Annotated in this window: 18 protein-coding genes; all 18 read left to right on the plus strand. The window is 65.3% G+C overall.

The features are described from left to right. The first annotated feature begins 57 nt into the window (after window positions 1–57). Complete coding sequence (locus FJY73_01180; GenBank protein ID MBM3319278.1) at window positions 58–474, plus strand: cobalamin B12-binding domain-containing protein; 417 nt, start codon at window positions 58–60, stop codon at window positions 472–474. 72 nt (window positions 475–546) lie between these two features. Continuing rightward, window positions 547–1737, plus strand: a complete 1191-nt coding sequence (locus FJY73_01185) for an acetyl-CoA C-acetyltransferase (protein MBM3319279.1) — start codon at window positions 547–549, stop codon at window positions 1735–1737. Window positions 1738–1752: 15 nt separating this feature from the next. Further along, the gene (locus FJY73_01190) at window positions 1753–2607 is read left to right on the plus strand and encodes a 3-hydroxybutyryl-CoA dehydrogenase (protein ID MBM3319280.1); all 855 of its coding nucleotides are present in this window, start codon (window positions 1753–1755) and stop codon (window positions 2605–2607) included. A gap of 24 nt (window positions 2608–2631) precedes the next feature. Then, window positions 2632–3774 (plus strand): acyl-CoA dehydrogenase family protein, encoded by a 1143-nt coding sequence (locus tag FJY73_01195; GenBank protein MBM3319281.1) that lies wholly within the window; start codon window positions 2632–2634, stop codon window positions 3772–3774. Window positions 3775–3801: 27 nt separating this feature from the next. Then, window positions 3802–6636 (plus strand): excinuclease ABC subunit UvrA, encoded by a 2835-nt coding sequence (gene uvrA / locus FJY73_01200; GenBank protein ID MBM3319282.1) that lies wholly within the window; start codon window positions 3802–3804, stop codon window positions 6634–6636. Further along, window positions 6626–7750: a glycine cleavage system aminomethyltransferase GcvT gene (gene gcvT, locus FJY73_01205; protein ID MBM3319283.1), complete on the plus strand. Its 1125-nt coding sequence runs from the start codon at window positions 6626–6628 to the stop codon at window positions 7748–7750. The genes uvrA and gcvT overlap by 11 nt, the downstream gene beginning before the upstream one ends. After that, complete coding sequence (gcvH, locus tag FJY73_01210; GenBank protein MBM3319284.1) at window positions 7747–8136, plus strand: glycine cleavage system protein GcvH; 390 nt, start codon at window positions 7747–7749, stop codon at window positions 8134–8136. Before gcvT ends, gcvH begins: the two co-directional genes overlap by 4 nt. Window positions 8137–8167: 31 nt before the next feature. Continuing rightward, window positions 8168–9550, plus strand: a complete 1383-nt coding sequence (gcvPA, locus tag FJY73_01215) for an aminomethyl-transferring glycine dehydrogenase subunit GcvPA (protein MBM3319285.1) — start codon at window positions 8168–8170, stop codon at window positions 9548–9550. Next, the gene (gcvPB, locus tag FJY73_01220; GenBank protein ID MBM3319286.1) at window positions 9543–11024 is read left to right on the plus strand and encodes an aminomethyl-transferring glycine dehydrogenase subunit GcvPB; all 1482 of its coding nucleotides are present in this window, start codon (window positions 9543–9545) and stop codon (window positions 11022–11024) included. The genes gcvPA and gcvPB overlap by 8 nt, the downstream gene beginning before the upstream one ends. Then, complete coding sequence (locus FJY73_01225; protein ID MBM3319287.1) at window positions 10996–11964, plus strand: ABC transporter ATP-binding protein; 969 nt, start codon at window positions 10996–10998, stop codon at window positions 11962–11964. Before gcvPB ends, FJY73_01225 begins: the two co-directional genes overlap by 29 nt. Beyond that, window positions 11961–12998 carry an ATP-binding cassette domain-containing protein gene (locus FJY73_01230; protein MBM3319288.1) on the plus strand — a complete coding sequence of 346 codons (1038 nt, stop codon included), beginning with the start codon at window positions 11961–11963 and terminating at the stop codon, window positions 12996–12998. The genes FJY73_01225 and FJY73_01230 overlap by 4 nt, the downstream gene beginning before the upstream one ends. A 119-nt stretch (window positions 12999–13117) precedes the next feature. Continuing rightward, window positions 13118–15826 carry a TonB-dependent receptor gene (locus FJY73_01235; GenBank protein MBM3319289.1) on the plus strand — a complete coding sequence of 903 codons (2709 nt, stop codon included), beginning with the start codon at window positions 13118–13120 and terminating at the stop codon, window positions 15824–15826. Between the two features lie 33 nt (window positions 15827–15859). After that, window positions 15860–18079 carry a hypothetical protein gene (locus FJY73_01240; protein ID MBM3319290.1) on the plus strand — a complete coding sequence of 740 codons (2220 nt, stop codon included), beginning with the start codon at window positions 15860–15862 and terminating at the stop codon, window positions 18077–18079. Between the two features lie 66 nt (window positions 18080–18145). Then, the gene (locus tag FJY73_01245) at window positions 18146–19120 is read left to right on the plus strand and encodes a PorV/PorQ family protein (GenBank protein ID MBM3319291.1); all 975 of its coding nucleotides are present in this window, start codon (window positions 18146–18148) and stop codon (window positions 19118–19120) included. Between the two features lie 81 nt (window positions 19121–19201). Then, window positions 19202–20746 carry a GWxTD domain-containing protein gene (locus FJY73_01250; protein ID MBM3319292.1) on the plus strand — a complete coding sequence of 515 codons (1545 nt, stop codon included), beginning with the start codon at window positions 19202–19204 and terminating at the stop codon, window positions 20744–20746. 436 nt (window positions 20747–21182) lie between these two features. After that, window positions 21183–21761, plus strand: coding sequence for a MotA/TolQ/ExbB proton channel family protein (locus FJY73_01255; protein ID MBM3319293.1), 579 nt, complete (start codon window positions 21183–21185; stop codon window positions 21759–21761). Between the two features lies 1 nt (window position 21762). After that, a complete protein-coding gene (locus tag FJY73_01260) occupies window positions 21763–22170 on the plus strand; it encodes a biopolymer transporter ExbD (protein ID MBM3319294.1) in 408 nt (135 codons plus the stop codon). A 3-nt stretch (window positions 22171–22173) separates the two neighbouring features. Then, entirely contained in the window at window positions 22174–22596 is a 423-nt protein-coding gene (locus FJY73_01265) for a biopolymer transporter ExbD (GenBank protein MBM3319295.1), read from the plus strand. The last annotated feature ends 1 nt before the right edge of the window (window position 22597 follow it).

Here is a 22597-nt window from a genome sequence, read left to right on the forward strand (position 1 = left end):
CCTATTTCTGACTGATACCCTTGAAACAGGGTATCAGGTACCGAAGGAGAGAGAAGCATGCAAGGACCGATTCGCGTCCTCGTAGCGAAGGTGGGGCTGGACGGTCACGACCGCGGCGTGAAGGTCGTGGCGAGCGCTCTTCGCGACGCGGGGATGGAGGTGATCTACACCGGTCTTCACCAAACGCCGGAGAAGGTCGCGCAGGCGGCGCTTGAAGAGGACGTGGACGTTGTCGCGATCAGCATCCTCTCGGGCGCGCACATGACCCTCTTCCCGCGCGTGCTGGAGCTGCTCCGAAAAGGGGGCGGCGGGCACGTCCTGGTTTGCGGAGGCGGGATCATCCCGGAGAAGGACCAGGATGCTCTCGGCGCGCTCGGGGTCGGGCGCTTGTTCGGGCCGGGGACCGCGACCGGCGAGATCGTCGCCTATCTGGAAGAGGAGATCGCGCGCCGCCGCGCGTCGCGAAACGCCTGAGACCTCGCGCGGGCCCCGATTCGCGGCCGCAGCGGGAAACGCGTGCATGATCCAGGCGAGAAGGGAGGATCCATGAACGCCGATCGTAGACCCGTCATCGTGAGCGCGGCGCGCACCGCCATCGGTGAGTACATGAAAGGGCTTGCGCCGATGGGAGCGCCCGCGCTCGGGGCGCTCGCCGTCCGCGAGGTCGTGCGAAGGGCCGGCATCGAACCGGATGTCGTGGACGAGGTGATCCTCGGAAACGTGGTCTCGAGCGGGCTCGGGCAAGCCCCCGCCCGGCAGGCGGCGATTCACGGCGGGATCCCGGCCTCGAAGGCCGCGATCACCATCAACAAGGTCTGCGGCTCCGGGTTGAAAGCGGTCGTTCTCGCCTCGCAGGCGATCCGCCTCGGAGACGCGGACGCGGTGATCGCGGGCGGCATGGAGAGCATGTCGAACGTTCCCTACTACCTCATGAAGGCGCGCGCCGGCTACCGAATGGGGAACGACTATCTCGTCGACGGGATGATCTTCGACGGCCTCTGGGACTCGTTTCACAACTTCCACATGGGGATGGCGGCGGAGAAGACCGCGGAGCTATCGATCATTTCGCGCGAGGAGCAGGACCGCTACGCGGCCGAAAGCCACCGGAAGGCTATCGCCGCCGCCGAGGCTGGAAAGTTCAAAGACGAAATCTTCCCTGTTGAAATCCCTAGCAAAAAAGGAAACCCGACGGTCTTCGACAAGGACGAGCGCCCGCGCGCCGACGCTTCCCTCGAGTCGCTCGCGAAGCTCCGCCCCGCTTTCAAGAAGGACGGAACGGTAACCGCGGGGAACGCGCCGGGACTGAACGACGGCGCCTCGGCGGTTCTTGTGATGGCGGAAGCCAGAGCGCGCGAGCTCGGGGTGAAGCCGATGGCGCGCATCGAGGCGTACGCGGTCGGCGGGGCCGAGCCGGAGATGGTCTTCTACGCCCCGATCGACGCCGTGCGGAAGCTCCTCGCGAAGACCGGCCGGTCGATCGCCGACTACGACCTCATCGAGATCAACGAGGCGTTCGCCGTGCAGGCCCTCGCCGACGGGAAGGAGCTCGGTTGGGATTGGAATCGAGTCAACGTGAACGGAGGCGCGATCGCCCTCGGCCATCCGATCGGCGCGAGCGGCGCCCGCGTCCTGACGACGCTTCTCTACGCGATGAAGGACCGCGGGAAGTCGCTCGGGCTCGCCGCGATCTGTCTCGGGGGGGGAAACGCCGTGGCGCTCAGCGTCGAGGCGGTCTGAGCGAAGGAGGAAAACGTGGACCAGAAGCAACTCGCCGTCGTCGGCGGCGGAACGATGGGCGCGGGGATCGCCCAGGTGTTCGCCCAGTCCGGATATCGCGTCGATCTCGTCGATCTGAACGAGGAGATCCTGAAGCGCTCGATCGGACGGATCGAGAAGAGCGTCCGCAAGCTCGCGGAGAAGGGAGTGCTCGACCCATCCAAGGTAGACCCGGTTCTCTCGAGCGTCCGCCCTGTTCCGTCGATCGGTAAGATGGCGCCTCCTGCTCTCGTCGTCGAAGCGGTGCCGGAACACTTTGAACTAAAAAAGAAGATCTTTCAAGAGCTCGACGCCGCGGCGCCGAAGGAAGCGATCCTCGCCTCGAACACCTCCTCGATCTCGATCACCGAGATCGCGGCGGCGACGAAGCGTCCGGAGAAGGTGATCGGGATGCATTTCATGAACCCGGTCCCCCTCATGAAGCTCGTCGAGGTGATCCGCGGGATCGCCACCGCGGACGATACGTACGAACGGGTCGAGGCGCTCACGAAGGAGCTCGGGAAGACGCCGGTCGAGGTGCAGGACTACCCGGGGTTCGTGTCGAACCGGATCCTGATGCCGATGATCAACGAGGCGATCTACGCCCTCATGGAAGGGGTGGCCTCCGCCGAGGACATCGACACGGTGATGAAGCTCGGCATGAACCATCCGATGGGACCGCTCACGCTCGCCGATTTCATCGGTCTCGACGTGTGTCTCGACATCATGGAGGTCCTCTACGGCGGGTTCTCCGATCCGAAGTACCGCCCTTGTCCCCTTCTCAAGAAGATGGTGCGGGCGGGCTATCTCGGGCGGAAGAGCGGCCGCGGGTTCTTCGAATACGGATCGTAGTCCCCATACCTCGGAGGTGCGTGGATGCATTTCGATCTGAACGACGAGCAGGCCTTGATCCGGAAGACCGTTCGTGAGTTCGCGGAGAAGACGCTCGGACCGACCGCGGGCGAGCGCGACCACCACGAGAAGCCGGCGATCGAGGAGGCGAAGGCGTTCGCCGATCTCGGCTTCCTCGGCATGACGATTCCGGAGGAGTACGGCGGAGCCTTGCTCGACGATATCTCGGAGGCGATCGTCATCGAGGAGCTCTCGCGGGTCGACGCCTCCTTCGGGGTTCTCGTGAGCGTGCACACGAGCCTCTCTGCGACGGTCGTCGTGACCCACGGAACGGACGCGCAGAAGAAGAAATACTTGCCGAGGCTCGCGACCGGCGAGATCCTCGCGGCGTACTCCCTCTCCGAGGCGGGAGCGGGATCGGATCCGACCGCTCTCTCCTGCGCCGCCGCGAAGAAGGGGGACAAGTACGTCCTCAACGGCGAGAAGATGTGGGTGACGAACGGGTCGATCGCGGACCTTTACATCCTCATGGCGAAGACCGACCCGTCCGCGCCGGGCGCGAAGGGGGTCTCCGCGTTTCTCATCGAGAAGGGCTTTCCCGGTTTCTCCGTCGGGAAGAAGGAGGAGAAGCTCGGCATCCGGTCGAGCGACACGGTGAGCCTCATCCTTCAGAACTGCGAGGTCCCCGCGGAAAACCTCCTCTGGGAGGAGGGGAAGGGGATGCGGATCGCGTTCGAGGCTCTCGACAAGAGCCGGATCGGCATCGCCGCGCAGGCGGTCGGGATCGCGCAGGGCGCCTTCGACGCCGCGCTCGCCTACTCGAAGCAAAGGGAGCAGTTCGGCCGGCCGATCATTCAACATCAAACCATCGGCAACTACCTCGCCGACATGGCGACCCGCATCGAGGCGGCCCGCCTTCTCACGTACAAGGCGGCCTACTTGAAGGAAAAGAAGGCGAAGCACACGATGGAGTCGGCCCAAGCGAAGCTGTTCGCGGGCGACATCGCGGTCTGGGTGGCGGATCGGGCCGTGCAGATCCTCGGCGGGTACGGCTACACGCGCGAGTTCCCGGTGGAGCGGTTCTACCGGGACGCGAAGATCACCCAGATCTACGAGGGGACCAACGAGATCCAGAGGCTCGTCATCGCGCGGGCGCTCGTCTCGTAGATCCGGAGGGAGGTCGGGGGCGTCGGCTTGATTCGCATCCGAGGAGCGTCCGAGCATAATCTGAAGTCGATCGACCTCGATCTGCCCCGCAATCGACTCGTCGTGATCACGGGGCTTTCGGGGAGCGGGAAGTCCTCTCTCGCGTTCGATACGATCTACGCCGAGGGGCAGCGGCGCTACGTCGAGTCGCTGTCGGCGTACGCGCGCCAGTTTCTCGGCCAGATGGAGAAGCCGGAGGTCGAGTCGATCGAGGGGCTCTCTCCGGCGATCGCGATCGAACAGAGGAGCGCGTCCCGAAACCCGCGGTCCACCGTCGGGACCGTGACGGAGATCCACGACCATCTCCGCCTTCTCTTCGCGCGCGCCGGCATCCCCCACTGCCCCGATTGCGGGCATCCGATCGAGCGCCAGACCGTCCAGCAGATCGTCGATCGGATCGCGCGTCTCCCGGAGGGGGAGAGGCTGCAGATCCTCGCTCCGGTGGTGCGCGGGAAGAAGGGGGAGCACCGCGAGATCCTCGATCGTCTCCGAAAGGAGGGCTTCGTTCGCGTCCGCGTGAACGGAGAGGAGCGCGCCCTCGACGAGGAGATCCGGCTCGACAAGAAGCGAAAGCACGACATCGAGCTCGTGGTCGACCGGATCCGCGTTCCCGCGAAAGCCGCTGCCCGGCTCGCGGACAGCGTCGCCACCGCGCTTGCCGCCGCCGAGGGGATCGTCCAAGTGCTCCGCGAGAACGGCGAGATCCTCGTCTTCTCCGAAAACACCGCGTGCGCGACGTGCGGTTTCTCGTTTTCCGAGATCAGCCCGCGTCTCTTCTCCTTCAACTCTCCCTACGGGGCGTGCCCCGGCTGCGGCGGCCTCGGCACCAAGCGGGATCTCGATCCCTCGCTCGTCGTCCCCGACTCGAGCCGCTCGCTGAACGAGGGGGCGATCGTCCCGTGGGGCCCGGCGCCGGGATCGTGGAATCGGCGCATTCTCGAGGCGCTCGCCAGGCGGTATCGCTTCTCCCTCGACGGGGCGTTCGGGAGGCTCCCGAAGCGCGCGCGGGATCTTCTTCTACGGGGAAGCGGGGGCGAGGAGATCACGGTGGAGGCGGCGACGCGGAGCGGGCGGGGGCGATGGACCCTTCCCTTCGAGGGGGTGATCCCTTGGCTCGAGCGGCGCTATCGGGAGACGACCTCCGAGGGGATTCGGCAGTGGATCGAGGGGTTCATGAGCATCGGCGCGTGCCCGGCGTGCCGCGGGGCGCGTCTCCGAAGAGAGGCGCTCGCCGTCGCCGTGCACGGAAGGAGCATCGACGATCTCTCGCGGCTCTCGATCCGTGAGCTCTCAACGGTTCTCGACTCGATGGATTGGACCGAAAGAGAACGGCTCATCGGGGCGCAGGTGCTGAAGGAGATCCGCGAGCGGCTCCGCTTCTTGAACGACGTGGGCCTCTCGTACCTCACGCTCGGACGGGCGGCGTGGACCCTCGCGGGAGGAGAAGCGCAGAGAATCCGGCTCGCGACGCAGATCGGGTCGGGGCTCACCGGGGTTCTCTATGTACTCGACGAGCCCTCGATCGGTCTTCACGCGCGGGACAACCAGAGGCTTCTCGCGACCCTCTTCCGCCTCCGGGACCTCGGGAACACCGTTCTTGTCGTCGAGCACGACCGGGAGACGATCGAGGCGGCGGATCACGTGGTCGATCTCGGACCGGGGGCCGGGATCCGCGGAGGAGAGGTCGTCGCTGAGGGGACGCCGGCGGAGATCGCCGCCTCCCCCCGCTCGCTCACCGGCGCCTATCTCCGAGGGGAGCGAGCGATCCCGATCCCGCAGACCCGGCGCCCCGGTTCGGGTCGGGAGATCGAGGTCGTCGGCGCCCGCGCGAACAACCTCAAGAACCTCCGCGTCCGCTTCCCTCTCGGACGACTCGTCTGTGTGACCGGAGTATCAGGCTCGGGGAAGAGCACGCTCGTCACCGACATCCTCTACAAGGGGCTCGCCCGCCGCCTCTACGGGTCGCGCGATCTCCCCGGCGCGCACGATCGGATCAACGGGCTTCGCTGGATCGACAAGGTCGTGGAGATCGACCAATCCCCGATCGGCCGGACCCCGCGCTCGAACCCGGCGACCTACACGGGACTCTTCACGCCGATCCGCGATCTCTTCGCCGAGCTCCCGGAGTCGCGCGTGCGCGGCTACAAGCCGGGCCGCTTCAGCTTCAACGTGAAGGGGGGCCGCTGCGAGGCGTGCCAAGGGGACGGCACGATCAAGATCGAGATGCACTTCCTTCCGGACGTCTACGTGAAGTGCGACGTCTGCAAGGGGAAGCGCTACAACCGGGAGACGCTCGAGGTCCGCTTCAAGGGGCGTTCGATCGCCGAGGTTCTCGACATGACCGTGGACGAAGCGGCGATTTTGATGGAGAATCAACCGGCCGTGCGAAGGAAGCTCGACCTTCTCTCGGAGGTCGGCCTCAGCTACATCCACCTGGGCCAGCCGGCGCCCACCCTCTCCGGCGGCGAGGCGCAGCGGGTCAAGCTGTCCGCGGAGCTTTCGAAGCGCGCCACGGGGAGGACGCTCTACATCCTCGACGAGCCGACCACGGGGCTCCACTTCGAGGACGTACGCCTTCTTCTCGAGGTTTTGAACAAGCTTGTCGACGCGGGGAACACGGTCGTGGTGATCGAGCACAACCTCGACGTCGTGAAGACGGCGGATGCGATCATCGATCTCGGCCCCGATGGGGGAGACGAGGGCGGGTGTGTCGTCGCGGAGGGAACTCCAGAAGAGGTCGCGCGGGCCGAGGGGTCCCACACGGGGAAGGAGCTCCGGAATCTGTTCACCCGGGAAGGGAGGTCGTTGGCCGGTGTCCCATGAAGCGGGAGAGGCGAGGAGGACCGCTCTCTACGATCGCCACGTGCGCGAGGGAGCGAAGATGGTTCCGTTCGCCGGATGGGAAATGCCGATTCAATACACGTCGATCCTCGAGGAACACGCCGCGGTGCGGGAGCGGGCGGGTCTTTTCGACGTCTCCCACATGGGGGAGATCGTGCTCACCGGGCCCCGCAGGGAGGAGGAGGCGGACCGTCTGACGACGGCGCGCATCTCCGACCGGGAGCCGGGAGAAGTTCAGTACGCGGTCCTTCCGAATGACCGGGGCGGGATCGTGGACGACATCCTCGTCTACAAGCTCGAGGATGAGGTTCTCCTCGTCGTGAACGCGTCGAACCGCGAGAAGGATCTTCGATGGATCCTCGAGCGGTGCGGAGGCCGGGCGACGGTGACCGACCGGAGCCTCGAGACGAGCCAAGTCGCCGTGCAGGGGAAGCGTGCGCGGGCGATCTTCGCGCAGGTCGCGGAGCCGGATCTTCTCCGTCTTTCCTACTACCACGCGGCGCGGGGGAAGGTGGCGGGGGTTCCGGCGATCGTCTCGCGCACCGGATACACCGGCGAGTACGGATACGAAGTCTACGTTCCGTGGGCGGAGGGGCCGCGCGTCTGGGACGCGCTCCTCGATGCGGGGCGGAGCGAGGGGATCGCGCCCGTCGGTCTCGGCGCGCGCGACTCTCTTCGTCTCGAGATGCGGTATTGTCTCTACGGAAACGACATCGACGAGACGACGAACCCCTTCGAGGCGGGAATCGGCTGGGTCGTGCGAAAGAAAGAGACCGATTTCGTCGGGAAGGAAGCGCTCGCCGCCGCCCGAAAGAGCGGAGCGCGAAGGAAGCTCGCGGCGTTTCGCCTCGGGCCGCGCGACATCCCGAGACCGGGATACGAGATCCTTCACAAGGGAAGGAAGGTGGGGGTCGTGACGAGCGGCGGATTCTCGCCGACCCTCCGCGCGGGGATCGCTCTCGGATATCTGGAGGACGCGGCGGACGAGGAGGAGGGATTCGCCGTTCGCATTCGGGATCGCGAAGCGCCAGCGCGTCGCCAGAAAGGCGCGTTCGTCGCCTCGTCGGTCAAAGAGGAAGGGGAGGAAGAATCGTGAACGTTCCGGAAGACCTCAAATACACCAGGGAGCACGAGTGGGTTCTCGTTGAGGGGAAGATCGCGACGGTCGGCATTACCGACTACGCGCAATCCGAGCTGGGCGACATCGTCTATCTCGAGTTTCCCGCGGTCGGGGACCGCGTGCGGTTGAGCGAGTCCGCCGGCACGATCGAAGCGGTGAAGACGGTCGCCGACCTCTTCGCTCCCCTTTCCGGCGAGGTGCTCGAGGTGAACGAAACGCTCCCCGAGGAGCCGGAGCGGGTGAACCGGGACCCGTACGGGGAAGGTTGGATGTTCAAGTTGTCGATCGAGGATCCGTCGGAGCTCGAGGAGCTTCTCGGCGCCGCGGACTACAAGAGGCTGGTCGAGGAATCGAGACGTTAGCCCGGATCATGCACACGTTTCGGGGGGTTCGATGAGCTACATACCGCACAACGTGGAAGACCGCGAGAAGATGCTCCGGTCGATCGGCGTCTCGAGCGTGGAAGATCTCCTCCGCGAGATCCCCCGGTCTCTCCGTTTCGAGGGAACGCTTCCTCTCCCGCCGCCGCTCTCCCAGATGGAGACGGAAAGGGAGCTCGCAGGAATCGCCGCCGAGAACGGCGCGGCGCTCGCCTGCGACTCCTTCCTCGGCGGGGGCGTCTACGATCACTACGTTCCCGCTCTCGTCGGGGCGACGGCCGCGCGTCCCGAGTTCTACAGCGCCTACACGCCGTATCAGGCCGAGGTGAGCCAGGGGACTCTTCAGGTCATCTTCGAGTTCCAATCGCTCATCTCGCGCCTCACAGGGATGCCGCTCGTGAACGCGTCCCTCTACGACGGGGCGACCGCATTGGTCGAGGCGATCTGGATGGCGTCCGGAGAGCGCTCTGGGCGCAGCGAAATCCTGATCGCGCGCGCTCTCCGCCCGAGCTACCGGGGGGTCCTCTGCTCGCACCTCGCGGTCTCCGGGCTTCGGCTTCGCGAGTTCCCGTTCGGGAAGGAGGGGACGACCGATCTTTCCCGTCTCAAGCAAATGGTCTCGAGCGAAACCGCGGCGGTCGTCGTGGAGAGCCCGAACGTGTTCGGGCTTCTCGAGGAGACCGAGGAGGCGGGTCGGATCGCCCACGAGGCGGGCGCCCTCTTCATCCAGGTGTTCGACCCGGTGAGCCTCGCGATCGTTCGGACGCCGGCGGAGGCGGGGGCGGACATCGCGGTCGGCGAGGGGCAGAGCCTCGGCTCGCCGCCGAACTTCGGCGGGCCGCTCCTCGGGCTCTTCGCGGCGCGCGCGGAGTTTCTCCGGCGGATGCCGGGGAGGCTCTCCGGGATGACCGAGGACGCGAAGGGCGCCCGCGCGTTCACCCTCACGCTCCAGACGCGCGAGCAACACATCCGCCGGGAGAAGGCGACCTCGAACATCTGCACGAACCAGGGGCTCGTCGCTCTCGCCGCCGCGGTTCACCTCTCGTCGCTCGGACCCGTGGGGCTCCGGCGCGCCGCGCTCCTCAGCCAGGAGCGGGCTCTCGAGCTCAGGAAGCTTCTTCGCGAGTCGGGGGCCGCGTTCCCCTTCGACGGTCCCTTCTTCCGCGAGTTCGTCGTCCGCTTCCCCGAGGAGTCGCTGGAGCGCGGTCTCGTCCGGCACCTTCTCGACCATCGCGTCATCCCGGGGATCCCGCTCGAAAAGGCGTATCCGGAAATGAGAGGATGCCTGCTCGTCGCGGTCACCGAGAAGAGGAGCCGGGAGTCGATCCGGCGCTACGCGGATCTCGTACGCGACTTCGCCGATGCAAGGGGGAAAGGAGCGCCGCCCGATGCTTGATCCGGTGATCTTCGAACTGCATAAGACCGGGCGCGCGGCGGAGCACTTGCCGGCTCCGGAGACTCCGGAGGAGGAGATCCTCGCGTCGATCCCGGAACGGATGAGACGCCGTCTTCCGCTCCGGCTCGCCGAGGTGCCGGAGCTCGAGCTCGCGCGCCACTACGAGCGGCTCGCGCGGCGAAACCACCACGTCGAGAAGGACTTCTATCCTCTCGGCTCCTGCACGATGAAGTACAACCCGAAGGTGCACGAAAGGATCGCCTCGCTTCCGGAGTTCGCCGCGCTCCACCCGATGCTCCCCGAGACGCTCGCGCAAGGGGCGATCCGCCTTCTCGGCTCGATGGAGGAGGCGCTCGCAGCGGTCACCGGCATGGATGCCTTCACGCTTCAGCCGGCCGCCGGCGCGCACGGGGAGTTCACCGGTCTTTCGCTCGTCGAGGCGTACTTCCGGAAGAAGGGCGAGGACCGCCGCAAGGTGATCCTCCCCGATTCCGCGCACGGAACGAACCCGGCCTCGGTCCGGCGTCTCAGCCTCGAGCCGGTCGAGGTGCGGAGCGACGAACGGGGCGAGGTGTCGATCGACGCGCTCGCGGCTCTCGTGGACGAAGGGACCGCCGCCCTCATGCTCACGCTTCCGAACACGCTCGGGCTCTTCGAGTCGCATCTTCCGCGCATTGTGGAGATCGTGCACGGAGCGGGGGCGCAGTTGTATCTCGACGGGGCGAACCTGAACGCGCTCCTCGGCATCGTGCGCCCCGGAGACATCGGCTTCGACGTCATGCACGCGAACGTGCACAAGACGTTCTCCACGCCGCACGGGGGGGGCGGCCCGGGAGCCGGGCCGGTCGGCGTGAAGGAGCACCTCCGCCCGTTCCTCCCGACCCCACGGCCGGTTCGCGAGGGGGATCGCTGGACGTGGAAGCACGACTTCCCCGACTCGATCGGTCCGGTCCACTCGTACTACGGGAACTTCGCGGTGCTCGTCCGCGCGTACGCGTATATCCGCCATCTCGGCGCCCCCGGTCTTCGCGAGGTGACCGAGCACGCGATTTTGGGCGCGAACTACCTTCGATCGCTTGTCGAGAAGTCGTATCCGGTCCCTTACCGGCGCGCCGCGATGCACGAGTTCGTCGCCTCCGCGGCCCGCTTCTTTCAAGCAGCGAACATTCGCGCGATGGACATCGGAAAGCGGCTTCTCGATTTCGGGTTCTACGCGCCGACGATCTCCTTCCCGCTCATCGTGAAGGAAGCGCTCATGATCGAGCCGACCGAGACGGAGAGCCGCGAGACGATCGAGCGGTTCGCCGAGGCGATGCTCGCGATCGCGAAGGAGATCGAGGAGGATCCGGAGCGCGTCCGCGGCGCCCCGTACCATACCCCGGTCCGCCGCGTGAACGAGAGCCTCGCCTCGCGGCGTCCGCAGCTCGTCTGGGAGGATGGGGCCGATGGGGAAGGAGCCCCTTCTCGAGGTTGAGGACCTCCGCGTCTTCTTCGCGACCGACGGGGAGATCGCGCGCGTGGTCGACGCGGTCTCCCTCTCCGTTCGGAAGGGTGAGGTCCTCGGCCTGGTCGGGGAGTCCGGCTGCGGGAAGAGCGTCACCGCCCTGTCGATTCTCCGCCTGATCCCCGAACCCCCGGGGAGGATTGCCGGGGGATGCATCCGTTTCCTCGGGCGCGATCTCCTCCGGCTCTCCGAGTCGGAGATGCGGAGGATCCGAGGGAACGCGATCGCGATGGTCTTCCAAGAGCCGACGGCCTCCCTGAACCCGGTGCTCACGTGCGGATTCCAGGTCGAGGAGGCGTTCCGGCTCCACCGGCGTCTTCGTGGATCCGCCGCGCGCGAGGCGGCGGTCGAGGCGCTTCGCCTCGTCGGCATTCCGGACCCGGAGGCGCGTGCGGGCGACTACCCCCACCGGCTTTCCGGAGGCATGAGGCAGAGGGTGCTCCTGGCGATCGCGCTCGCGTGCCGTCCGGCGCTCCTCATCGCGGACGAGCCGACCACGGCGCTCGATGTCACGATCCAGGCCCAGATCCTGCGCGTTCTTTTAGACCTAAAAGAACAGCTCGGCATGTCGGTCCTCCTCATCACGCACGACCTCGGGGTCGTTGCGGAGGCGGCCGACCGCGTCGCGGTCATGTACGCGGGGGAGATCGTCGAGGAGGGGGACGCCGCCTCGGTTCTCGAGAGCCCGCGCCATCCGTACACGCAGGCTCTCCTCCGCGCCGCGCCCCGCGCGGACGGCGCGGCCGAGGCGCTCCGCCCGATCGAGGGGAGTGTCCCGGACCCGCGCGATCACCCGTCCGGGTGCCGCTTTCACCCGCGGTGCCCGATCGCCGAAAGCGGATGCCGCGAGGCGCATCCTCGCCTCGTGGGCTCGGTTCGCTGCTTTCTCGCAGAGGGAGGGGGATCGTGACGGCCGGATCGGTTCTCCTTTCGGTTCGCGGGCTCCGCAAGGAGTACACGCTTCGCGGCGGGCTTCTCGGCCGAAGGGGAGGTATCGTCCGAGCGGTCGGCGGGGTCTCGTTCGGTGTCGAAGAAGGGAGCACGCTCGGCCTCGTCGGCGAGAGCGGGGCGGGAAAGAGCACGATCGGCCGCACGCTTCTTCGGTTGGAGGAGCCGACGGAAGGGGAGATCCTGTTTCGAGGGCGCGATCTTTCCCGGCTCTCGGTCCGCGAGCTCCGGCCGCTCCGCCGCGAGATGCAGATCGTCTTTCAGGATCCGTTCGGCTCGCTGAACCCGCGGGTTCCGGTGGGGCGTGCGATCCGCGAGGTGCTGGAGGTGCATCGGATCGCGAAGGGGAAGAGCGCGAGCGACCAGGCCCGAGGTCTCCTCGAGCTTGTGGGGCTCCAACGCGGGGATGGAGATCGCTACCCGCATGAGTTCAGCGCAGGCCAGCGCCAGAGGATCTGCATCGCGCGCGCCCTCTCCGTCTCCCCGAGGTTCATCGTGGCGGACGAGCCGGTCTCGGCGCTCGACATGTCCAATCAAGCGCAGATCGTGAACCTCCTCCTCGGCCTGCAGCAGAAGCTCGGGATCTCGTATCTTCTTATAACGCACAATCTTGCGGTCGTTCGACAGATCGCCGGTCGCCTCGCCGTCCTCTACCTCGGGAAGATCGTCGAGGAGGGGCCGACGCCCGATCTGTTCCTGGGTCCGCTCCATCCTTACACCGGGGCGCTTCTCGCGGCCTCTCCCTCGAGAAACCCGCGCGAGCGCGGGCGGTCGCTCCTCCTCTCGGGGGAGATCCCCTCTCCCATGCGTATCCCGGCCGGTTGCCCCTTCCATCCGCGCTGCCCGCACGCGGGGGAGAGGTGCCGCGCCGAGGTTCCCCGCGAGATCTCCCCCGGGCTCTCCCGGCGGGTGTCGTGCCACCTTCACGATGGCGGAACCGGACCTCCGCTCGCGATTGGGAAAAGCCCGGCGCCCCGCGGACCGATCGCGAGCTAGCATCAAGATTCGTCGGAGGTTAGGGCTTGACACCGGGAGGGGCCTTGGGTACATTGGCTTCGGCGTTTATGCAGGTCGTTGAACGGTGTCCGGCGTCGCCGCATATAAGGAGAGAGGTCATGGCTTCGCAGAGGAATTCCGGTCCTCGCGCATCCGTCCTTCTCGCGCTCGCCTTGCTCTTCGTTCTTGGGACGGCCTTCGCACAGGACGGTCAAACGGGAACGCTGTCGGGCCAAGTCCGCGAAGCGGAAACAGGCAAGCCGATCGCTTGGGCGGATGTGCTCATTCAGGGAACGACCATCGGAGGCATCAGCCAGCAGAACGGGACGTTCACGATCTACAAGATTCCGGCGGGAACGTACACGGTGACCGTTCAGATGATGGGCTACACGCCTCGGAAGTTCGAGGGGGTCGCGGTCGTCCCGGGCCAGGTGACGAACCTGATCGCCGAGCTCTCCGAGACCGCCGTGCAGATGGAGACGATCCGCATCGGTGCGGACGAGAAGATGGACGTCACCGAGCAGACGAGGACAGAGTACAAGATCGACAAGGAAGAGTTCAAGATTCGCGCTATCAACACGGTGACCGACGCCCTCGCGAAGCAGCCCGGCGTGACGATCGACGGCCAAGGGCGCCTTCACGTGCGCGGCGGCCGCGCGGACGAGGTGAAGTACTTCGTCGATGGGATGCCCGTGACCGACCCGTTCGTGGGCCAGAACACGCTCGATGTCTCGTTTGCGTCTCTCGAGAACATCCAACTCCTCTCGGGCGGTTTCGATGCCGAGTTCGGCAACGCTCAGTCAGGGATCGTGAACATCCAGACCGCGGAGGGGGGCAGGAAGTTCTCGGGGCTCGTGAAGTACATGACGGACGACTACGGGGCGCCGGACAAGACTTACTGGAACGCGGACGACATCGCCTTCGCGGTAGGAGGACCGCTCGTCTCCAAGGACCTGCGATTCCACCTGTCGGCGGAAGCGAACTTCAGCGACACATATATCAAACCTCGAAAGGAATACACGAAGCGGGAGGTCTACGGGATCACGCTTCAGGATCGCATCTACAACCAGTACCGAGGCCAGGGGAAGCTGACTTACTACTTCTCGCCGGAGATGAAGCTGTCCACGGAAGCGCTCTACACGCGCTCCTTGCAGGATCAGTACCATCACCCGTACAGCCGAGTCGGGTGGTGGTCGGCCGAGGCGAAGCGCTGGTGGTATGAACCTCTCGACACGACCTACGTCTTCTATTCCGGCCCGGAGCACCTGCCCCGCTTCATCACCGAGGACAGCCAGGCGAAGGCGTCGTGGACCCATACCCTCTCTCCCGAGACGTTTTATACGCTCAAGGTCAGCCGCTTCACGACCAGCTATCTGGAGCGGGTGGGGCACAAGGAGCCCCGGGAGTACATTCCGACGTACAGGAGCGACGAGTACGTCGATCCGGCGAACCGCTACTTCGTCGTGCAGGGGGACTACCCGCACTACCAAGACTATCGGACGAGGCGCTACACGGTGCGATCCGACCTCACGAGCCAGGTGACGGAGCGGCACCGGATGAAGACCGGCCTCGAGCTCGATTACTACGATCTTTCCATGTTCGAGGCGACCTATCCCGACTCGAACCGCCCCGAGGGACCGTGGCCGGACCGCTACAACGTCTTCTCCTGGGGGGGCGCGGCGTACATCCAGGACAAGCTCCAGTACGAGGGGATGGTCCTGAGCGCGGGTCTGCGGCTCGACTTCTTCGATCCGGGGGCGCGTGCCGCGCGGATCGGGAACGAGTTCCTTGCCTCGACGTTCCAGACGCCGCAGGACATCTCGCTCTGGTCCCGCCTCAAGAAGCAGGTGAGCCCTCGTCTCGGCATGGCCTATCCGATCTCCGACCGGGACGTGCTCCACTTCCACTACGGCCGGTTCTACCAGCTCCCCGTCTTCGAGCGGATGTACAAGGGGATCGGTCAGCAGATCGAGCAGGACGGGGGCACCTACGGGAATATCTTCCTCGATCCGGAGAAGAATATCAGCTACGAGCTCGGCGTCGACCATCAGCTGACGAAGACCTTGAACCTCGACATGACCGTCTTCTTCAAGGACATCTTCGGTTGGATCGATACGGACGAGATCGTGAACGGGAGCCTCGCGAGCTTCGGCAACTCCGCCCCGATCGGATACGTGAACCAGGCCTACGGGACGGTGAAAGGTTTGGAGTTCAAGCTGAACCGAAGGCTCGCGAACAAGTTCGGGGGGAGCATCGTCTACACGCTGGCCCGGGCGACCGGGACTTTCTCGGACGACAACTCGCAAGCCCTCGTGGGGACCGGCGTGCTCAATCGGAAGCCGCTCACGGAGAACCCGCTCAACTGGGACCGGACGCACGCGGTCGTGGGGAACCTCATTCTCACCGACCCGGGCGTCTGGGAGTTCTCGATGGACTACATGTACGAAACCGGCTCTCCGTTCACCCCGCGGCGGTACCAGCAGAGGAGCATCGACGCGGAGGACATGAACTCGGCACGCCTCCCTGACGAGTCCCGGCTCGACGTGCGGGCAAACAAGCTCTACAGCATCTACGGTCAGGAGTTCCGCCTCTTTGTGGAGGCGAACAACGTGCTGAACCGCGAGAACATCCGGGATCTCAGTCCCGGCGAGTGGCCGAGCAATAGCGGGCTCTACACGGTCTACTACACCGAGACGGGACAGCTCGGCGGAGCGTACAACCTGAACGACGTGAACGCGTCCGCCGGGAACCAGTACGTCTCCCTGGGCGACCCGCGCGTGCTCGATCCGATGCGGCGGGTGAAGGTCGGGATCATGTTCGACTGGTAGTCGTCCCATCGCGTGAACCGGGGGAATGAAACCATGACGGGGGTTCGTGGAAAAACTCGAGAGGGACGCGTCGCGGGTTCGAGGAAGCTCCCGGCGGCCGTCCGAAGCGCGGCGGTCGTGCTTTTGTTCGCGGCTCTTGCGGGAAGCGCGCTCGCGCGCCCGGCGCCCGGCCAAGAGGATCTGATCGATCGGACGGCGCCGCCGGTCCACCAGGTCCCGAACTTCGGGGCGACCTATCACAACGTCGGGAAGCTCGTCCTTCATGTGTCGAACTTTGGGATCTTCGGGACCTCGGGCCAGTTCTCGTACAACCAGGCCCCGTCGGGCCAGTGGCCTCCGGGGAGCGGACACGAGTACCTGTGGGCCGCGGGTCTCTGGGTCGGCGGGGTGGTCCCGCGGCTGGACAACCCGAGCACAGAAGATACGCTCGTTTCCTCGGCCGTGTACGAGTGGGAGTACCGGCCGGACATCTTCGATCCGGTCGCGACGATCTACCAGACGTGGGAAGGGAGGCCGGGAGGGGCGCGCAACGTCGACGACGACGGCGACGGGGAGATCGACGAGGACCCCCTCGACGGGATCAACAACGATCCTTGGAACGACACCCGGGTCGACGAGGATCACTACGCGATCGGGCAGCAGATGTACCGGTGCGTCTTCTACGACACTTCCACGGTCCGGAACCAGTTCATCGCGGACCCGAATTGGCTTCACTTTCCGCTCGGATTGAAGGTGACGCAGGAGAGCTACCAGTGGGTAGGGCGGAACTGGGACGACTTCGTGGGGATCCAATTCGAGATCGAGAACATTACGCTGCGCACCTTCAAGGACGTGTACGTCGGCTTCATGGTCGACTCGGACATCGGGAACGCTCGGATCACGGAGAACATCTACCTGGACGACCTGTCCAACTTCATCTCGCAGGACACCACGATCATCGTGCCGGGGCGCGATCCGGAGAAGCTGGACCTCAGCATCGGCTACATGCGCGACGTGGAGGGAGGGGACGACGGCGATAACGCGAACGCCCTCTTCGGGGTGATGTTCCTCGGACATACGGTCGACTCGACGGGGGTGAACGCCCCCGAGAAGGTCGAGATCCATGCGTATCGCTCATGGTCGGGAGGGGACGAGGACCCGGAGCACGACCGCGAGCGCTATCGCTATCTCCGCGGCGAGAACCGGGTCGGCAACCGATGGCTCCAGCACATCGACCCGCCGGAGAGCCGTCCGGACGACTATCGAATGCTCGTCTCGGCGGGTCCCTTCCGGGAGCTTCGCCCGGGGGGCAAGCTGACGTTCCAGTCCGCGTTCGTGGTGCTCGACCCCTTGAACTATGATCGCAACGACCCGGAGCAGGTGCGCCTCTACATGCTCGGCAACGCGATCGCGGCGCAGCGGATCTTCAATCGGAACTGGACCGCCGCCGCCGCGCCGCCGCCGCCGAACCAGGACGTGATCCCGGGCGACCGCCGGGTGACAATCGAGTGGGACGACTTCTCCGAGCTCACCCCCGACCCGCTCAGCCAGAAGTACGACTTCCAGGGATACCAGGTCTGGAAGGCGGTCGGTTGGCGTCGCGAGGCGGCCGAGCCGCGCGACGAAGACTGGTTCCTCCTGGCAGAAATCGACAAGAAGGATCTCTCCAACTTCGACACGGGGGCGCAGGGGGTCGGGAAGTACCGCTATCTCGACACGCGCGACGTGAAGAACGGGTTCGCCTACTGGTACGCGGTGACCGCGTACGATCACGGCGATCCCTCCGAAGGGATTCAGCCGGAATACGGCAAGTACTCCCAATCGCGGATGCTGGTCTATCCGCGCTTTAACCCGACGCGATCTCTCGACGACGCGGTCGATGTGTACGACGTCGATCCGACCACCGGCGAGGTTCTCTCGAAGACGACGCGGACGGACGTCAAGAACGTCCATGTCGTCCCGAACCCTTACAAGGAAGGCGCCGATTGGGACGAGGCGAGCTGGACGGATCCAACCCATCCCCTCGGCGGGAACGCCACCGGGCGGAAGATCTACTTCGTGAACCTTCCGGAGCGCGCGACGATCCGTATCTACACGCTCGGCGGAGACCTTGTGCAGACGATCGAGCACCGTTATGATCTCAGCCCGAGCAACGACATGACGTACTGGAACCTCGTGTCTCGAAACAACCAGGAAGTGGTGAGCGGCGTCTACATCTTCCATATCGAATCCCCGGTCGGCGAGAAAGTCGGGCGCTTCGTCGTGATTCGCTAGCGAGCGGGGAGGACGGATTCCATGCGCGACGGTACTCATGAAGATAGAAGAAAGGAGCGATTGCTGATGCGGAACCGACTCGCAGCCGCGTTCGTTGGTCTCCTCCTCGTGCACGGCGCGGCCCACGGCACGGAGATCTTCGCGAAGGTGGGAACCATCGGCGCTCAGTTCCTCAAGATCGGTGTGGGGGGAAGAGGGGTCGCGATGGGCGAGTCGTTCGTCGCGATCGCCGACGACGCCTCGGCGCTTTATTGGAACCCCGCGGGAATCGCGAGGCTCGAGGGGCAGAGCCACGTGTTCTTCTCGCATTCCGCGTGGCCGGCGGACATCGGCCACGAGTTCGCCGGGTATGTCTTCACGTACGGAGGGATCCCCGGGGTGATGGGTGTGAGCCTCAACGTGCTTCAAATGGACCCGATGATCCGCACGACCGAGTATCACCCCGATGGACGGAACCTCGCCGGCTCGCAGGAGCTCGAGCAGTTCGACGCGGGCGACATGGCGATCGGCGTCTCCTATGCGCGCTTCCTCACCGACAAGTTCGCGTTCGGAGGCACGCTGAAGTGGATTCACCAGGGCCTCGAGGACGAGTTCGCCGAGGGGCTGAACTTCGACTTCGGAACGCTCTACAACACCGGCTTCCGAACGGTCACGATCGGCATGACCGTGCAGAACATCGGCCCGACGATGAAGTTCATCGATCAAGAGTTTTCTCCGCCGACGACGTTCAAGCTCGGCGTCGCGATGGACGCGTTTCGGTCGGCGCAACACGCGGTCCTGACGTCCGCCGAGTTCAACCATCCGAGCGACAACAAAGAGCGCGCGAATCTCGGCCTCGAGTACGAATACATCCCGCTGGAGAGGTTCTCCGTCGCTCTCAGGGGCGGCTACATGACCAACCGCGACATCCAGGATTACGCGCTCGGATTCGGCGTGGGATTCCCCACAAGCGCGACCGCGACGGCCGACGTGAACTACTCCTTCATGAACATGAAGGAGTTGGGCGCCACGCATCAGGTCAGCGTCATCCTCAGCTACTAGCCGCGACCCGCGCCGGCGGTCGGACGGGTCGCGTCTTCCTGCGGGAGACCGTCCGGAAGAGGGCGGCGCTGGAGGTGCGGCGTGAGGAAGACGGGAAGACTCGGGCCGGCCACCGGAAGACTCCTTCTCCTGCTCGGGATGGCGCTGTCCGCCGCGTCCGGTGCGAGCGCGGATTCCGACGGCGAGCCGGTGGGTTCCGCGGGGCGCATCCGCTTCGTGGTCGACGCGGTCAGCTTTCCCCGATCGGCCGGAAACACGACCGAGGAGGTCTACCTCCTCCTCTCGAGCAAGGATCTCCGCTTCGAGGACCGCGGGAACGGGACAGCCGATGCCGAGATCCGCGTCCGATTCCACTTCCGGGCCTGGCCGACCGGGGAGACGATCCTTCGCAAAGCGATGACCGCCGTTCTCCCGAAGGAACCGAGCGCGGAGGGGGGGGGCGGTCTCCAGCTTCTCCAACATGCGTTCTCGCTGCCGGAAGGTCCGTATCAGCTCGTGGTGGAAGTGGAGGACCTACGGACGCGCGGCTTCGGTTTCTTCCGGCTCTTCGGGAGGCGTCCAAACATGGGGAAGGCGCTCGCGTACTTCGAGGCCAAGGGGTTTCGCCCGCAAGCTCTCGCGATCTCGGACATCCAGCTCGCGCGAAGCTTGGCGCCGGATGCCGCGAGCGAGTTCGCGAAAGGGAACCTCGAGGTGATCCCGCAGCCGAACCGTCTCTACGGCGCCCTCATGCCCGTCCTCTCGTTCTACTATGAGATCTACGATCTCGGCGACGGGCAGGATCCGGCGGGAGAACCGTACCGCGTGACGCACCGTGTGACCGGCTCGGATGGGGCGGTCGTGCTCGAGGAGAAGGTGGCGCTTCAAGCGGCGCCCGGGGTTTCGCGCTTCCGGCGGAGCGGCACGTTCAACCTTGCAGACCTCGATCCCGGATCGTACGATCTCCAGGTTTCCATCGAGAGCCCTTCACGCGATCTCGTAACGGAAGACGAGCGCCGCTTCCGCGTGATCTGGAAGAGCGAGGACACGGCCGGATGGGAGGCCGAGACGAGCGGCGGGCAGGCATGGAGCTACCGGGGAAGGACCTCCGAGGAGAGCGTGATCGAGGAGATGCGCCCGATTCTCGGGCAGGGAGATCTTCAGAGGTTGGAGGGGATGGCACCCGAGGAGAGGAGGGCGTGGATCGAGCAGTACTGGAAGGCGAGGGATCCGACGCCCGGCACGGAACTGAACGAGCTCCGGGAGGAACACTATCAGCGGATTCGGACGGCGAACGTGCGATACGGAGCTCTTCTTCTCAAGGGGATGGAAACGGATCGAGGCCGCATCTACATTCGTTACGGCGAACCGGACGAGATCCGAATCGGGTTCGCCGATCAATCGTTCGTTCCCGGATCGTCCACGAGACCCGGATCGATGGGTCAGATCGGCGAGGTCGGGCGGTCGCGCGGGGGCTACAATGTAGAAGAAAAAGAGTACGAGGTCTGGACGTACAACGAAAGAGGGCGCATCCTTGGAGATCGTGGGAAGGTGGCCGGCGGGCTCGGCCTCCGGTTTGTCTTCGCCGACCTGGAGGGCTACGGGAACTACCGTCTGGTGGAAAGCTCGGAAGAGGGGGAATACTGACAAAACGGTTGACAAGGCGCATGGACGTGGGTAGAGTCTAACTCTTGAATTTGAGCGAGGTTGTCAACCGGAGCGGGATTCCGCCCCGCGCCGGTTCCCTCTCGAGCTTCGCATCGAGAAGAGATCAAGGACCGGAAATCGGAGGAGTGCTTCGATGACATCGATCGGCAGGAAGACGGGTGTTTGGGCTCTGATGGGAGCGCTTCTCGGGGTTCTCCTCATCGCGGCGCCTCTCAGCGCGCAGGAGGATCTCGGGGCGGCGGAGGAGGAGCCGGGCGTCGCAAGCGAGGCGGAAACGGCGGTCGAGGAACCGGCCGCTTCAACGGAGGAGCTCGCGAGCGGCGCGGGCTTCGCGGACGTCGAGGAAGAGACCGGCTTCTTCGGGCGCCTCGCGAAGAGCGGGCTCGTGCAGCTCTTTGATCAGGGCGGAAACTTCATGTGGCCGCTTCTCGCCTGCTCGATCATCGGTCTGGCGGTTCTCATCGAGAGGCTCGTCACCCTCTTCCGCGCGAAGGTGAACGTGCGAAACCTGATCGGCCGAGTGGTCGAGGCGCTCAACAAGGACGGGATCGAGGGAGCGATGCGCGTGTGCGAGGAGACGCGGGGGCCGATCGCCGCGATTCTCCACGCCGGGCTTCTGAGAGCCCGGCAGGGGCGCGTGGAGATCGAGAAAGCGATCGAGACGGCGGGCGCCATCGAGATGAGCTTCTTGGAGCGCGGGCTGATCGTGCTCTCCTCGATCGTGACGATCGCCCCGCTGCTCGGCTTCCTCGGGACGGTGTCCGGGATGATCCGCGCGTTCAACGACATCGCGGCGGCGGAGCAGGTGAACGCGAAGATCGTCGCGAGCGGTATCTCCGAGGCGCTGATCACGACGGCTGCGGGGCTCATCATCGCGATCCCGTGCCAGGCGGCGTACAACTTCTTCGTCGCCCAAATCGATCGTTTCGTGATCGAGATGGAAGAAGCCGCCTCGGAGGTCATGGAGAGCCTGGGCACGCTGGAAGGCAAGTAACATGAAGATTCGGAAGAGGGCAAAAGGGGAGCCGGAAATCCCGAACGCGTCGATGTCCGACGTGGCCTTTCTCCTGCTGATCTTCTTCCTCGTCACGACGATCTTCAACGTGGAGAAGGGCCTCGACATCGTGCTCCCGAACCTCGGGACGAGCCCGAAGCGGATCGCGAAGCAGAACCTGTGCGAGATCAGGATCGCCGCTTCCGGACGGGTGACGGTCGACGGGGTCGAGACGGCGGTGCGGGGGCTCGAGGACGTGATTCGGAGGAGGCTGATCGAAAACGACAAGACGATCTGCGTGATCGAGACCCACCCCGGATCCTACTACGGGATCATGGTGGACGTGCTCGACGAGCTGAAGCTCGCCGAGGCGACGAAGATCACGCTTCGCACGGGCGGAGGCGGATAGACGATGGCGAGGAAAGAGAAGTTCAAGAGAGGCGCAAGGAAGACCGCCCCCATTCCGACGGCCTCGATGGCGGACATCGCGTTTCTTCTTCTCGTCTTCTTCATGACGACGACGATCTTCCGCATGGAGGACGGCCTTCCGGTCGAGCTTCCGAAGGCGGCCGCGACGGAGCAGTTTCCACGCGAGAAGCTCGCCCACATTTGGGTCGACGCGAGGGGACAGATCTCGATCAACGACAAGCTGGTGGACGTTCGCTCCATCCAGTCGCTCATCTTGAGAAGGCTCCAGCTGAACCCGGCGCTCGTCGTCGCGTTCAACGCCGACAAGAGGGTCTCCTACAAGATCATGTCGGACGTGATGGAGGAGCTGAAGCAGGTGAACGCAACCAAGGTGAGCTTCAACGCCGACTACGAGCCGAGGAGGTAGG

Source organism: Candidatus Eisenbacteria bacterium (assembly GCA_016867715.1).
Taxonomy (GTDB): Bacteria; Orphanbacterota; Orphanbacteria; order Orphanbacterales; family Orphanbacteraceae; genus VGIW01.